10 protein-coding genes and 1 tRNA gene are annotated in these 14,507 nt (G+C 67.1%); 5 read left to right on the plus strand and 6 right to left on the minus strand.

Features of this window, described 5'->3' with window-relative positions; genetic code table 11:
* Positions 1-4 precede the first annotated feature (4 nt).
* From urtB to IEY58_RS27340, 4 genes are all read right to left on the minus strand, one after another.
* Entirely contained in the window at positions 5-1,615 is a 1,611-nt protein-coding gene (gene urtB, locus IEY58_RS27325; RefSeq protein WP_189051329.1) for an urea ABC transporter permease subunit UrtB, read from the minus strand.
* A gap of 93 nt (positions 1,616-1,708) precedes the next feature.
* Positions 1,709-3,004 carry an urea ABC transporter substrate-binding protein gene (gene urtA / locus IEY58_RS27330; protein WP_189051330.1) on the minus strand — a complete coding sequence of 432 codons (1,296 nt, stop codon included), beginning with the start codon at positions 3,002-3,004 and terminating at the stop codon, positions 1,709-1,711.
* Between the two features lie 275 nt (positions 3,005-3,279).
* Positions 3,280-4,191 carry a response regulator transcription factor gene (locus tag IEY58_RS27335; RefSeq protein WP_189051331.1) on the minus strand — a complete coding sequence of 304 codons (912 nt, stop codon included), beginning with the start codon at positions 4,189-4,191 and terminating at the stop codon, positions 3,280-3,282.
* Entirely contained in the window at positions 4,184-7,567 is a 3,384-nt protein-coding gene (locus IEY58_RS27340; RefSeq protein ID WP_189051332.1) for a hybrid sensor histidine kinase/response regulator, read from the minus strand. The genes IEY58_RS27335 and IEY58_RS27340 overlap by 8 nt, the downstream gene beginning before the upstream one ends.
* Positions 7,568-7,816: 249 nt before the next feature.
* Between IEY58_RS27340 and IEY58_RS27345 the strand changes: the two genes are divergently transcribed.
* The 5 genes from IEY58_RS27345 (at position 7,817) to IEY58_RS27365 (ending at position 10,990) form a co-directional block, all read left to right on the plus strand.
* A complete protein-coding gene (locus IEY58_RS27345) occupies positions 7,817-8,593 on the plus strand; it encodes a fumarylacetoacetate hydrolase family protein (protein WP_189051333.1) in 777 nt (258 codons plus the stop codon).
* Positions 8,580-9,653: an Ldh family oxidoreductase gene (locus tag IEY58_RS27350; RefSeq protein WP_189051334.1), complete on the plus strand. Its 1,074-nt coding sequence runs from the start codon at positions 8,580-8,582 to the stop codon at positions 9,651-9,653. The genes IEY58_RS27345 and IEY58_RS27350 overlap by 14 nt, the downstream gene beginning before the upstream one ends.
* Before the next feature lie 88 nt (positions 9,654-9,741).
* Positions 9,742-9,817, plus strand: a tRNA-Lys gene (locus IEY58_RS27355).
* 284 nt (positions 9,818-10,101) lie between these two features.
* Positions 10,102-10,449, plus strand: coding sequence for a hypothetical protein (locus IEY58_RS27360; RefSeq protein WP_189051335.1), 348 nt, complete (start codon positions 10,102-10,104; stop codon positions 10,447-10,449).
* Positions 10,450-10,711: 262 nt separating this feature from the next.
* Complete coding sequence (locus IEY58_RS27365; protein WP_189051336.1) at positions 10,712-10,990, plus strand: hypothetical protein; 279 nt, start codon at positions 10,712-10,714, stop codon at positions 10,988-10,990.
* A 17-nt stretch (positions 10,991-11,007) separates the two neighbouring features.
* Here the strand turns inward: IEY58_RS27365 and coaD are convergent, their stop codons facing one another.
* Together coaD and gyrA are read right to left on the minus strand one after the other, a co-directional pair.
* Positions 11,008-11,553, minus strand: coding sequence for a pantetheine-phosphate adenylyltransferase (gene coaD / locus IEY58_RS27370; protein ID WP_189051337.1), 546 nt, complete (start codon positions 11,551-11,553; stop codon positions 11,008-11,010).
* Between the two features lie 44 nt (positions 11,554-11,597).
* Positions 11,598-14,393, minus strand: coding sequence for a DNA gyrase subunit A (gyrA, locus tag IEY58_RS27375; RefSeq protein WP_189051338.1), 2,796 nt, complete (start codon positions 14,391-14,393; stop codon positions 11,598-11,600).
* Between the last annotated feature and the right edge of the window lie 114 nt (positions 14,394-14,507).

Here is a 14,507-nt window from a genome sequence, read left to right on the forward strand (position 1 = left end):
CGCGTCAGGCCTCCGCCGACCGGCCCTTGAGCGCGAAAAGCCCGCGCGGCCGGAACTGGATGAAGATGATGATGGCAACCAGCACGAAGATCTTGCCGAGCACGGCGCCGGCGAACGGCTCCAGGAACTTGTTGACGACGCCCAGGCCCATGGCGCCGGCGAGCGTGCCGACCAGGCTACCGACACCGCCGAACACCACGACCATGAAGCTGTCGATGATGTAGATCGTGCCCAGGTTCGGGCTGACGTTGCCGATCTGGCTCAAGGCGACGCCCGCCATGCCGGCGATGCCGGATCCGAGCCCGAACGTCAGCGCGTCGACCCGGTCGGTCGGGATGCCCATCACCGCCGCCATCTTGCGGTTCTGCGTCACCGCGCGCATGTGCAGGCCGAGATTGGTCCTTCTCAGCACCAGGACGAGGGCGCCCAGCACGGCAAAGCCGAAGCCGATGATGACGAGCCGGTTCCAGGTGATGGTGAAGCCACCCAGGATCTCGAAGCCGCCGGTCATCCAGGAGGGATTGGCGACCTCCTTGTTCGGCGCGCCGAAGATCGAGCGCACCAGCTGCTGCAGGATCAGGCTGATGCCCCAGGTCGCGAGCAGGGTCTCGAGGGGCCGGCCGTAGAGGAAGCGGATGATGCCGCGCTCGAGGGCCACACCGACGGCGCCCGCCACAAGGAACGCGGCCGGCACCGAGACGACCAGGTAGAAATCGAACAGGCTGGCCGGCAGGAACGCCCGGAACGCCTCCTGCACGACGAAGGTCGTATAGGCGCCGAGCATGATCATCTCGCCGTGCGCCATGTTGATGACGCCCATGACGCCGAAGGTGACCGCAAGGCCGATCGCCGCCAGCAGCAGCACCGAGCCCAGGCTCAGGCCCTGGAACAGGTTGACGCCGAGCTCGACCAAGGCCAGGCGTCGGTCGATGCCGGCGAGCGCCGATTTGGCGGCGGCGACGGCCTTGGGATCGGCGCCCCGGTCGCCGGCCACTTCGCCCAAGAGCGCGCGGACTTGCGGATCGCTCGACGCCGTGAGTTCCTTGATCGCGGCCAGGCTCTTGTCAGCGTCCGGGCTGCGCACGAGGGCGGCGGCACGCGCGAGCTTCAAGGCCGCGGCAACGGTATTGTCCCTCTCGGCGGCCAGCGCCTGGTCGAGCGCCGGCACGCCGTCGAGCGACGGACGATGGAGTGCCTCCGTCGCGGCCTTGAGGCGATCCTGCGGATCGGGGCTGAACAGGGTGAGGCGTGACAGCGCACCCTCGATATGACCGCGCAGCCGGTTGTTGACGCGGATGCGGTCCGGATCAGCGGCGGGCGTCACCGCGGCACCGGTCACGGCGTCGGCGAACTGGCCGGTGCTGCTTTCGATCAGCACCTGGTTGTTCTCGGTCTGGGCGAGCTTGCCATCGCCGAGCGCCTTCAGGATCGCGACCGCGCGCGGATCACCGCTCGCGCCCAGCCCGTCGATCGCCGCGATCTTGTCATCGAAGCCGTCGCCGGCCAGGCCTGCGACCAGCTTCGCCAGATCGGCATCCGGCAGGCCGGCCGCCCGCACCGCCAGCGGCAGCACCAGCAGCAGGACTGCCAGAATGAGCGCACGGAAGACTTTCACGACAGGAACCCCGTCCCATGAATTCACTCGAGCCGCGCCGGACCGGACGGCGCTGCCGCCCGGCCCTTGCGGTTCCTCGTTTCCGTCAGCCGCTTACTCGAACGCCGCGTATTTTGGCGCCGTGCAATTGCCGCACGCCCAGGGGAAGGTCCAGTCGGCGACCTTGCCCTTGTCTTCGGCCAGATACGGGCTCCAGGCGTCGGCCTTGATCGGCGCCTTGGTCTGCCACACCACGTCGAACTGCCCGTTCGCCTGGATCTCGCCGATCATGACCGGCTTCGAGAGGTGATGGTTCGTGTTCATGACCGCGGTGAAGCCCGACGGCGCCTGGACCTTCTGGCCGTACATGGCCTGGCGCACCGCGTAGACGTCGGTCGTCCCCGCCTGCAGCACCGCCTGCGTCCACATCTTGAAGCCGATGTAGGTCGCCTCCATCGGGTCGTTGGTGACGCGCTTGTCGTTCTTGATGAAGGCGTGCCACTTCTTGATGAAGGCGTCGTTGGTCGAGTTCTTGACCGATTCGAAGTAGTTCCAGGCGGCGAGATGGCCGACCAGGTTCTTGGTGTCGATGCCGGCCAGTTCCTCCTCGCCGACCGAGAAGGCCACGACCGGCGTATCGGTCGCCTTGATGCCCTGATTGGCGAGTTCCTTGTAGAACGGCACGTTGGCATCGCCATTGACGGTCGAGACCACGGCGGTCTTCTTGCCGGCGGACGCGAACTTCTTGATGTCTGCGACCTCGGTCTGCCAGTCGCTGAAGCCGAACGGCGTGTAGTTGACCTTGATGTCCTCGGCCGGCACGCCCTTCGACTTCAGGAACGCCTCGAGGATCTTGTTGGTCGTGCGCGGATAGACATAGTCGGTGCCCTCGAGCACCCAGCGCTTCACCTCGCCGCCTTCCTTGCTCATCAGGTACTCGACGGCCGGGATCGCCTGCTGGTTCGGCGCGGCGCCGGTGTAGAACACGTTGTTCGAGCTCTCCTCACCCTCGTATTGCACGGGATAGAACAGCAGCCCGTTCAGCTCCTCGAACACCGGCAGCACCGACTTGCGGCTGACCGAGGTCCAGCAGCCGAACACGACGGCGACATGGTCCTTGGAGATGAGCTCGCGCGCCTTCTCGGCGAACAGCGGCCAGTTCGACGCCGGGTCGACCACGACGGCCTCGACCTTCTTGCCGAGCAGCCCGCCCTTCTTGTTGAGATCGTCGACCATCATCAGGACCGTGTCCTTGAGCGTGGTCTCGCTGATCGCCATCGTGCCCGAGAGCGAGTGCAGCACGCCGATCTTGATCGTGTCGTCCGCCGCGCGCGCATAGTTGGTCAGGCTGAGCGCCGTCACCAGGGCCGTGGCACCCGCCAGCGCCGCCCGCCTCGTCAAGATTTTCATCCCATCCCCCTAATCCTCTGCGCCGCCTTGAGACGGCTCGTGAAGCCCTGGCCGGTGGGATGAGACTTGGGCGCCCTCGCCGCCGACCGGACAAAAGCGTGCGGCAAGTTGCTGCACCGCGGTATGGGGCGTTTGACGTATATCGCGGGTGCGGCGGGGACTAACCTGTTCCGTCATTCCCGCGCAGGCGGGAATCCAGGGGTGCCGCAAAGGCTGGCAGACATCTCGCGCCTGGCTCTGGGTCCCCGCCTCCGCGGGGACGACGGGAAAAAGCCCTACCCCTGCCGCTGATCGAGCGCGCGCACGGCGAGTGCGGTTGCGGAGGCGCGGTTCTCGACGCCGAGCTTGGCGAAGATCTGCTCCAGATGCTTGTTCACGGTCCGGGGGCTGATGCCCAGGATCTCGCTGATGTCGCGGTTGGGCTTGCCGCGCGCGAGCCAGGCCAGCACCTCGGCCTCGCGCTGGGTCAGCGCCAGTTCCTGCTTCAGGATCGCCGCCTCGCCGCCCTCTGCCGCCTCGGTCAGGCGCAAGAGGATCTCGTCCGGCCCGGTGCGGCTGAGATACGTCAGCTCCAGCGGGCGCTTGCCGCCGGTGAGCGCCAGGCGCTCGCCTTGCGCCAGATGGGTCCGCTCGGCCAGATCCGGCGCCAGCGCAAAATCCTCGGCATCGAAACCGTCGAACGCCGCGGCAAGCAGCGATGCCGCCTGCGGCGTCGCCCAGCGCAAGCGCCCCATGCGGTCCATGGCGAGCAGGAACCGCCCGGTCGCGTCCAGTGCTGCGCGTGCGCTCAAGGTTAGACGCGCGTTGGCCAGATGCACCCGCATGCGCGCCAAGAGCTCCTCGGCCACGATCGGCTTCGTCACATAGTCGACGCCGCCGGCTTCGAGACCCTTCACGACATGCTCGGTCTCGCTCAGGCCCGTCATGAAGATGACCGGCACCGGCGCCAGATGCTTGAAGCGCTTCAGGCGCCGGCAGCAGTCGAACCCGTCCATGCCCGGCATGATGGCATCCATCAGCACGAGGTCGGGCGTGATCTGGTGCAAGAGTGTGAGCGCGCTCGCCCCGTCGACCGCGACCAGCACCGTCAGGCCGGCCTGGTCGAGCGCATCGGTCAGGAAGCTCAAGGTCTCGGGCGAATCGTCCACGACCAGGACGGTGTCGCGCCGCGTGTCGACATCACTCATCGGCGCGCAACTCCTCGAGGATGCTCATGTAGCGCTTCAAGTCGAAGCGCTTCACGATCTCGCCCAGCCGGTGGGTGAAGGGCATAAGGTTCTCGTCCTCCGTTGCGATCTCGCCGAGCTTCGCTTCGATGCCGCGGATGTAGCCGATCCGGCCCAGCTGGTGCAGCTCGTCCAGGTGGCGGCGCGACGGCACGGCCTCGGCCGGTCGCGCCTCGATCGTGTGGGGGGCCGCCGGTTCCGGCTCGTCCTGGCCGTGCTCGATCCAGTCGAGGCCGAGAAGCACCTGGATCCGGTCGATCAGCCGCTGCACGTCGATCGGCTTCACCAGATGGTCGTCATGGGCCGGCTCGGCCTCGCGCCGGGTGCGGAACTCGTCGACATTGGCCGAGATCATGACGATGCGCGCCTTGGCATGGCCGGCCTCGCGCAGGCGGCGTGCCACGCTCCAGCCGTCGAGCCCGGGCATGGAGATGTCGAGCAGCACCAGGTCCGGCCGGCATTCCTCGGCCAAGGACAGGCAGGTGAGCCCGTCGGACGCGCTGAACGTGAGGAACCCGAGCGGCGTCAGCAGCTCCTGCACCAGTTCCAGATGCGCCGTATCGTCGTCGGCGATCAGCACCTTCCGGCGCGGGCCGCGATAGCCGGCGATGCGCGCCTGGGGCGCCGGCAAGGTCTCGGGCGCCGTCGCCTCGGACAGGAACAGCTTGATGCGGAACAGGCTGCCGCGGCCGAGCACGCTCTCGACCGAGATGGCGCCACCCATCATTTCGGTCAGCAGCTTGGTGATGGTGAGGCCGAGGCCGGTGCCCGGCACCGCCCGTGCGTTCGGCATCTGCCCACGCTCGAACGGCTCGAAGATGCGCTCGATATCGGCCGCCGGGATACCGATGCCGCTGTCCTCGATCTCGAACTCCGCCACCTGGCCGCGATAGTGCACGCGCAACGCCGCATGGCCGCGGTCGGTGTACTTAACAGCGTTCGACAGCAGATTGATCAAGATCTGCCTGAGCCGTTTTTCGTCTGTATACACGTATACAGGCAGGCTTTCGGCGCCGTCATAGTGGAAGGCGATGCCCTGCGCCTGGGCCTGCAGGCGGAACATGTCGACAATCTGGTCGAGAAAGTCGCGGATGCGCACCCGGTCGCGGTAGAGCATGAAGCGGCCGGCCTCGATCTTGGAGATGTCCAAGAGCCCGTCGATCAGGTTCGAAAGATGCTCGGCGCTGCGCCGGATGACACGAACCGCGTTCTGGCGCACCGGCACGGCAGCGCCGTCGCGTTCCATCAGCTGGGCATAGCCGAAGATCGCGTTCAGCGGCGCGCGGATCTCGTGGCTCATTCCGATAACGTAACGACTCTTGGCGAAATTGGCCGCCTCGGCGACCTCCTTCGCCTTCTGCAGCTCGGCATCGGTCCGCTCGTGCGCCTCGATCTCGCGCATCAGCATATGGGTCTGCCGGTCGGATTCCTCCTCGGCCGCCCGCCGGCTCTCGTGTGCCAGCACCAGGAGCCAGGCCGCGACGCCGGAGACGATGAGCAGGCTCACGAACACGAGCCACAGCGTGTTCGCGATGATCATCCGGTCGGACGGCGGGCCGACCGCGTCGAGGTAATAGATGAAGGTCAGGACGCCGCCGATGACGAGCGCGAACAGGAACAGCACGCCGATGAAGTGCCCGACGCGCGAATTGAGGCCGAGCGCGAGACGGGCGGGCAGCAGGCGCCGGAGCAGCGCCATGATCTGCTCGACGAAGCGCGCCTCCGCCTTGCAGCTGTCGTGGCAGCGGGCGTCGAGCGTGCAGCAGAGCGAGCAGATGGCGCCGCCATAGGCCGGGCAGAACGCCATGTCCTCGCGCTCGAACACGTTCTCGCAGATCGAGCAGCGCAGCTCGGCGCCGGGCTCGAGTGCGGCCTGCGGTGTGCGGGCGATGTAGTAGCGCCCTTCCGTCGCCCAGGCGATGAGCGGTGCCGCACCGAAGGCGACCGTCAGGCTGATGAACGGCGCGAAGGCCTGGGCGGTGGCGCCGAACATGCCGAAGAACGCGAGCGTGGACGCGGTCACCGCCAGCAGCATGGCTCCGACGCCGACCGGATTGATGTCGTAGAGATGGGCGCGCTTGAACTCGATGCCGGGCGGGCTCCAGCCCAACGGCTTGTTGATGACGAGATCGGCCACGATGGCGCCGAGCCAGGCGACGGCGAAATTGGAATAGAGCCCGAGGATCCGCTCGATCACGCCGAAGATGCCGAGGTTCATGAGCATCAGCGACAGGGCGATGTTGAACAGCACCCAGACGACCCGGCCGGGGTGGCTGTGGGTCAACCGCGAGAAGAAGTTCGACCAGGCGATCGAGCCGGCATAGGCGTTCGTGACGTTGATCTTCAGCTGGCAGGTGACGACGAAAATGCCGGTCAGGATCAGCGCCGCCTGCGGCGAGAGCGTCAGGTATTGCAGCGCCACGCGATAGAGCTCGGCCGGCTCCGTCGCGTGCGCATAGGGCACGCCGTGCTGCAGCGCCAGCACGGCCAGGAACGAGCCGGCGAAGAGCTTGGCCGCCCCCATGAGGATCCAGCCGGGCCCCGCCAGCAGCAGCGCCGCCCACCAGCCGAAGCGTCCCTTACGCCGCCGGCTCGGCAGGAAACGCAGATAGTCGACCTGCTCGCCGATCTGCGGGATGAGCGACAGAAGAATCGACGCGGCGATGCCGAACAGCAGCAGATCGAATTGGCCGCTGCCGTTGCCCACAAGGCCGCGATAGTCGCTCCAGTTCTGGACCTCGTCCGGATGGCCGAGCGCGATTGCGACCAGGGGCGCCACCTGGAAGAACAGCCAGATCGGCTGGGTCCAGACCTGCAGCCGGCTGATCATGCGGATGCCGTAGGCCACGATCGGCACGACGACGAGCGAGACGAGCACATAGGCGATCGGGCGCGGGATGCCGAAGCAGGTCTCGAGCGCCGCCGCCATGATGACGCCCTCGACCGCGAACAGGATGAAGGTGAAGGAGGCGTAGATCAGCGACGTGATGGTCGAACCGATGTAGCCGAAGCCGGCACCGCGGGTCAGCAGGTCGACGTCGACCCCGTGCCGGATCGCGTGGTAGCAGATCGGCAGGCCGGTCGCGAAGATGAGCAGCCCGACCGCCAGGATCGCGGCCGCCGTGTTGGTGAAGCCGTAGTTGAGCGTCAGGCTGCCGCCGATCGCCTCGCAGGCGAGGAATGAGATGGCGCCGATGGCGGTATTGGCGACGCGGAACGACGACCAGCGCCGCGCCCGCTTCGCGGTGAAGCGCAGCGCGTAATCCTCGAGCGTCTGGTTGGCGACCCACTGGTTATATTGCCGCCGCTCGCGAACGATCCGCTGCCGCCCGCTCATATGTCGGAGCCCTACCTGTTTCGTTCATCGATGCTTGGCAAGAACGGTGCCGCGCCCAGGCTCCAGGCGTTCCGCCGTCGCTGGACATCGGTCCGCCGCCGAAGCCCAAAAAATAGGCAGCCCAGATCTCACCGTGCTGTTTCGTCGCAGCCGAAAATTCAGGCCCATCGGCTTCCAGCCCCGCCCGCTCCCGGCTTATGGTCGCGGGGCGCGCCTCCGGCCCGGAGGACAGGAAGAAGGATCCGAGCGATGAGTTTTCCCGCCGCCGACGCCGCGGCCGCCTGGCTCGCCGACCGGCATCGGAGCGGCCGTCAGGAGACGGCGCTGCCGCCCGAGCTTCGGCCCACGACGATCGACGAGGGCTACGACATCCAGGACCAGCTGGTGGCGCTGCTGGACGATCGCGTCGCGGGTTGGAAGTTGGGCGTCGGCAGTCCGAAGCAACGCGCCGAGACCGGCGCCGGCGGGTCGATCGCCGGGCGCGTGCTCGCCCAGCGCTGCTATCAGCCGAGCGGCACGATCCGCCTGCCCGACCCGGCGCCGGTCACGGTCGAGTTCGAGATCGCCTATGTGCTGGGCCGCGATATCCGGCCGGACGACGAGCCCGGCGAGGCGATGGGCGCTATCGTCGAGACGCGGGTCACGTTCGAACTGGTGCGCTCACGCTTCGTCGACCGGCGCGCGGTCGGCTGGCCGAGCTTCGCCGCCGACAATGCCGCGTTCGAGGCACTCGTCGTCGGCGAGCCGGTCGACGGCACGGATTTGGCCGAGCTCGCGGCCTCGGCCGTCGTGCTGGTCGATGGCGTTGAGCAGGCCCGCCGCCTCACCGGCGACGACGCGACCGATCCGGTGCAGGCCTATGCCGATTTCGTGGCGCTCGCCCGCCGCCGCAGCATGGTTCTGCCCGAAGGATCGATCATCTCGACCGGCACCGTAACGCGGCCGTTCAACATCACCGGCGCCGTCCGGATCGAGGCCCAGTATCTGGGCCGCAGCCTCGCCGTGCGCACCGATGTCGCCCGCTGACGTGTTTACCGGCCCGCGCGTCGCCGCGGATCGTCTCTCGGCTTTCGCGACCGCCGCCTATGTGGCTGTCGGCATGCCGCCGGAAGACGCCGGGCTTGCCGCCGATACGCTGGTCCAGGCCGACCTCTGGGGGCACCAGTCCCACGGTGTGATGCGCCTGCCCTGGTATGTCGCCAGGCTCAAGGCCGGCACGGCACGGCCGGTCGCGGCACCGGAGCAGATCGTCGACATGGGCGCCGTCGGCGTCGTCGACGGGTGCGACGGGATGGGCCAAGTGGTGACCGCCCGGGCCGCGCGCGATGCGATCCGCCGCGCCAAGGCGCATGGCATCGGTGCCGTCGCCGTGCGCAACTCCAACCACTTCGGCACGGCGATGTACTACACGCTGATGGCACCGCCCGAAGGCTGCATCCTGTTCCTCGCGACCAACGCCAGCCCGGCCATGGCGCCCTGGGGCGGCCGCGCCAAGCGCGTCGGCAACAATCCCTGGTCCTGGGCGGCGCCGGCCGGCCGTCACGCGCCACTGGTGCTCGACATCGCGAATACGGCGGTCGCGCGCGGCAAGATCTATCTCGCCCGTCAGCGCGGCACCCGGATTCCCGAAGGTTGGGCCGTCGACGCCCGGGGCACGCCCACGACCGATCCGGAAGCCGCCCTTGCCGGCATCATCCAGCCGATGGCCGGGCACAAGGGCTACGGCATCTCGGTCGTGATGGACATGCTGGCGGGCGTGCTCACGGGCAGCGCCTACGGCCCCGGCGTCAACGGCCCGTACCAGGCCGAAAAGCGCAGCGGCGCCGGCCATCTGCTGCTGGCACTCAATATCGAGGTGTTCCAGCCGCGCGCCGATTTCGAGGCGCGGATGGAGGCGATGATCGACGGCCTCAAGGGCGCCCCGCGCGCCGATGGCGTCGACGAGATCTTCTATCCGGGCGAGATCGAGGCCAGGGCCGACATCGCCAACCGGCGCGATGGTCTGTTGCTTCCGGCCGACACGGTGGCGGATCTGCGGAAGCTCGCACGCGAGCTCGGCATCGAGCCTGACGGGCTACCGGCCTGATCCGCCGCGACATCGCCCATACGGGGCGCCGCCATGTGTGGACAGGGGTTGACCCGATCGCGTTGTGACTCTACGACACCTCTCGACCGAGCCCGTAGCTCAGCCGGTAGAGCATTCGACTTTTAATCGAAGTGTCATGGGTTCGAATCCCATCGGGCTCACCAGATCCCCTAAGTCGTTTTAAAACAACGGCTTAGGGATCTTCTTGATTGCCGCCTCGTACGTATCGGCCTCAAGGGTAATAGGTCCCAAGCCAGGGGAATCGACCCGGGCGTCTCTTCAAGCGGCGCTGCCTGGTGTGAAAGACGTCACACCGCAAGCATACGCCGCCACCGCGGCAACTGATTTCATCAACCATCGGATGTAGTCTTGAGGCGGAGCCGCCGCGGAAGCGGCGGGCTTGTCCAGGGGCACGCACACCTTTGCCGTGTCACCGCTTGAGGAGTGCATGATGGCGAAGCTCCACAGGAACTCTCACTGGCTGGTGAAGAACCTGAACGGGACCACGGACAACAAGTGCGAATGCGCGAGTTGGATCGCCCATTGGCGAAATTGCACCGGCTCGGACCGGGTCCTGTGCTGCGTGGTTCCGTGTGGCCGCCTGGCTCAGGTGGGCGCCCATGTCATTGTCATCGACCGGCGCAGCGATCGGAGCTGGTGGATCGTCCCGATGTGCAAGAAGCACAACAACACCCACAACCAAGAACCGATGTACATCAAGCGGGACATAGAGATGGTGTCCGCCAACGTCTATCGCACCTGCCACCAGGGCGACTGGTCATGGACGGTGCCGTGACCCGGCCGCCGGCATCCCCGCGGCAGGGGAGCTGCATCGCATCATGACGCGTGCCGCACAATGAATTGTAATTAAACAGATTTTTCTCCGATAGCCTGCATCTTCAGGCTCTCCCACGACAGGCCTCCGGACGCTTTCCACCGCCGGAGGCCTTTTTCTCGGCTGCGCGTACCGTATGAACGTGGTCACAAGCGCCGGGTCCGCGATTGCCCGATAATTCCGCTTGCCCATGAGGCGGGAACATTGGGGCGGGGAGCGGACGATGATGGGTTCGAACCGTTGGGGCACGGCCGTCGCCTTCTGGACGCTGCTGGCCGGCGTCGCGGTCACGGTCCTGTCGATCGTGATCGGCAATCTGCTGCCGGCGCTCTTGCCGCCGGCATCACGCGACGATCTCGGGCTTGTCGGCCTGGGCCTGTTCCTGGCCGCCCATCTCCTGTCGATCCATATCCGCCTCGGCCGCGCGGACAAGCCGGCCGACGGCCGCCCAGCCGACGATTGTCCGGCCGAGCCGCTTCGCCTGGCTGGGCACGGCGCATGAAGCGGCGCACCCCGGCTTCAACCCGGCGTCGCGACCACCTGCGCCGCTGCGTGGTCCTGTTCGGCGAAGCGGGCCTTCAGCCGATCGACGACCCGCGGGGAGACGAAGTGGCCGACGTCCCCACCGAGCCAGCCGATTTCCTTGACGAAGCGCGACGAGATGAACTGATGGCGGTCTGACGACATCAGGAACACCGTCTCGACGTCCGGGTTCAGGTGCGAGTTCATCCCGGCCATCTGGAATTCATATTCGAAATCCGAGACGGCGCGCAGCCCGCGGATGATCAGCCGGGCGCCGACCGAGACCGCGAAATTCATCAGGAGCACGTCGAACGACCGGACCTCGATGCGTGCCGCCAGCGCGCGGTCCGGCAGGTGGGCGATCTCGTCCGCGACCATGGCGACCCGTTCGTCGGTCTTGAACAGCGGACCTTTGCCGTCGTTCTTGGCGACGCCCACGATCAGGCGATCGACCAGGGCAGCCGCCCGGACGATGACGTCCAGGTGGCCGTTGGTGACCGGATCGAACGTGCCGGGATAGACGCCGATACGCGGCTGGCTCATCCGGGATTCCCTTCCTGCTGCTGGTCCGCGTATTCCGGGTCCGCTCAGGCGGTCGGCGCGTCGCCCTCGGGCGCTTCCGGCGCCGCGGCCTCTTCGCCTTCCGCCCCTTCCTCCGTCTCGCTGTCCTCGCCGGTGTCCTTCATGCAGGCGACCGACACGGCGCGCTCGTTCTCGCCCAAGCGGAAGATCACGACACCCTGCGTGCCGCGCGCCGCGATCCGGATGTCGTGAACCGGGCAGCGGATGACCTGCCCTTCGTTCGACACGAGCACGATCTCGTCGTTCTGCTCGACCGGGAACACGGCCAGCACCTCGTCGCCACGCCGCGCTACGTCCATGTTGTCGATGCCCTGGCCGCCGCGGTTGGTGATGCGGAAGCGATAGGCAGAAGTGCGGACGCCGAAGCCCTTGGACGAGACAGTGAGCAGGAACTGCTCCTTGGCCGCGAGCTCGGCGAAGCGCGCCTCGGAAATCTCCGCGGCTTCGGCCACGTCGCCCTCTTCGCCCTCGCCCTCCGGCGCGTCCGCCTCGGCCTCGCCCGCCGCGGCACGGCGCCGCTTGTTGGCGAGGCTCAGGTACGCATCGCGTTCGGCGGTCTCGACCTCGACATGGCCGATGATCGACATCGAGATGACCGCGTCGTCGCCCAGGAGCTTGATGCCGCGCACGCCGACGGAATTGCGGCCGGCGAACACTCGGACGTCATCGGCCTGGAAACGGATGCACTTGCCGCGCCGGGTCGCCAGCAGCACATCGTCATCATGGGTGCAGACGGCAACGCCGATCAGCTTGTCGTCGGCGTCCTCGCCCTCGAACTTCATGGCGATCTTGCCGTTCGACATGACGTTCGCAAAGTCGGCGAGCGAATTGCGCCGGACATTGCCCTTGGCCGTCGCGAACATGACGGTCAGGTCACCCCAGGTCGATTCGTCTTCGGGCAGCGGCAGAATGGCCGAGATCGTCTCGCCCTGCTGGATGTTCGGCAGCAGGTTGACGATCGCCCGGCCGCGCGACTGCGGCGTGCCGACCGGCAGGCGCCAGACCTTGAGCTTGTAGAACATGCCGGACGAGGTGAAGAACAGCACCGGCGTGTGGGTCGAGGCGACGAACAGCTGGCTGACCGAATCCTCGTCGCGGATCGCCATGCCGGCGCGGCCGCGGCCGCCGCGGCGCTGGGCGCGATAGGTCGTGGCCGGCACGCGCTTGATGGCGCCGTTCATGCTGACCGTGACGACCATGTCCTCGCGCTCGATCAGGTCTTCGACGTCGGTCTCGTGCTCGACATCCTCGATCGTCGAACGGCGCGGCGTCGTGAACTGGTCGCGCACCTCCTTGAGCTCGGTGCGCATGATCTCGTACTTGCGCTCCTTGGAGCGCAGGATGCCCAGAAGCTCGGTGATCTTGCCGGCGATCTCGCTCAATTCAGCCGCGATCTTGTCGCGCTCGAGCCCGGTCAGCCGCTGCAGGCGCAGGTCCAGGATCGCCTTGGCCTGCGGCTCCGACAGCATGTAGGTCATGTCGGCGCCGACCGCGCGGCCCGGCTCGTTGATGAGCTCGATGAGCGGCGCCACGTCGGCGGCAGGCCAGGCGCGCGAGGTCAGCTGCTCCAGCGCCTCGGCCGGGTCGCGCGCATAGCGGATGAGCCGGATGACCTCGTCGATGTTGGCGACGGCCACGGCCAAGCCCACCAAGACATGGGCCCGCTCGCGCGCCTTACCGAGCTCGAAGATCGTGCGGCGGGTGATGACCTCTTCGCGGAACTCGACGAACAGCCGGATGACGTCCTTCAAGGTCATCAGTTCCGGCCGGCCGCGGTTCAGCGCCAGCGCGTTGACGCCGAAGCTCGTCTGCAGCGGCGTATGCCGGAACAGCTGGTTCATCACCACATCGGGCGAGGCGTCGCGCTTGATCTCGATCACCATGCGCACGCCGTCGCGGTCCGATTCGTCGCGCAGATCCGCGATGCCCTCGACCAGCTTCTCGCGCACGACCTCGCCGATCCGCTCCATCAGGCGCGACTTGTTCACCTGATAGGGGATCTCAGTGACGATGATCGCCTCGCGATCCTTGCGGATCTCCTCGACATGGTGCCGGCAGCGCATCACGACCGAGCCGCGCCCGGTCTGCGCGGCGGCGCGCACGCCGCTGCGGCCCATGATGAGCCCGCCGGTCGGGAAATCCGGCCCCGGCACGATCTGCAGCAGCTCGTCGATCGTGACGTCGGGGTTTTCGATATAGGCGAAACAGGCGTCGATCACCTCGCCCAGGTTATGGGGCGGGATGTTCGTCGCCATGCCGACGGCGATGCCGCCCGCACCATTGACCAGGATGTTCGGGAAGCGCGCCGGCAGCACCATAGGCTCGACGGTGCGGTCGTCGTAGTTCGGCTGGAAATCGACCGTGTTCTTGTCGATGTCGGTCAGCAGATATTCCGAGACGCGGGCGAGCCGCGACTCGGTGTACCGCATGGCTGCCGGCCGGTCGCCGTCCATGGAGCCGAAGTTGCCCTGGCCCTGGATCAGCGGCAGGCGCATGGAGAAATCCTGCGCCATACGGGCCAAGGCCTCGTAGATCGCCGAATCGCCGTGCGGGTGATATTTACCCATGACGTCGCCGACGGCGCGCGCGCACTTGCGGAACGCCCGGTTCCACTCGTTGCCGGTCTCCTTCATCGCGTAAAGGATGCGGCGATGGACCGGCTTCAGCCCGTCACGGACGTCGGGCAGCGCGCGCGACACGATCACGCTCATGGCGTAATCGAGATACGAGCGCTTCATCTCGTCTTCGATGGTGACGGGGGTGATGTCGAAGGGCGTGGGTGTGGGCGGTGTCGTGACCAAGGTCGGGGCAATCGTACTCGAGATGGGGCGCTTGCAGCCGGCCGACGACGCCCTTCGTCAGGAGGGCGGTCGGCAGCGGCGGACGGCAAAGCCGGGGGCGGACCCTAGCAAAGT

The sequence above is a fragment of the Aliidongia dinghuensis genome (genome assembly GCF_014643535.1).
GTDB lineage: Bacteria > Pseudomonadota > Alphaproteobacteria > ATCC43930 > CGMCC-115725 > Aliidongia > Aliidongia dinghuensis.

Coding starts and splice junctions, on each gene's coding strand:
- urtA (WP_189051330.1), bottom strand. CDS start 3,004: ATGAAAATCTTGACGAGGCGGGCGGCGCTGGCGGGTGCCACGGCCCTG.
- IEY58_RS27335 (WP_189051331.1), bottom strand. CDS start 4,191: ATGAGTGATGTCGACACGCGGCGCGACACCGTCCTGGTCGTGGACGAT.
- IEY58_RS27340 (WP_189051332.1), bottom strand. CDS start 7,567: ATGAGCGGGCGGCAGCGGATCGTTCGCGAGCGGCGGCAATATAACCAG.
- IEY58_RS27345 (WP_189051333.1), top strand. CDS start 7,817: ATGAGTTTTCCCGCCGCCGACGCCGCGGCCGCCTGGCTCGCCGACCGG.
- IEY58_RS27350 (WP_189051334.1), top strand. CDS start 8,580: ATGTCGCCCGCTGACGTGTTTACCGGCCCGCGCGTCGCCGCGGATCGT.
- IEY58_RS27360 (WP_189051335.1), top strand. CDS start 10,102: ATGATGGCGAAGCTCCACAGGAACTCTCACTGGCTGGTGAAGAACCTG.
- IEY58_RS27365 (WP_189051336.1), top strand. CDS start 10,712: ATGATGGGTTCGAACCGTTGGGGCACGGCCGTCGCCTTCTGGACGCTG.
- coaD (WP_189051337.1), bottom strand. CDS start 11,553: ATGAGCCAGCCGCGTATCGGCGTCTATCCCGGCACGTTCGATCCGGTC.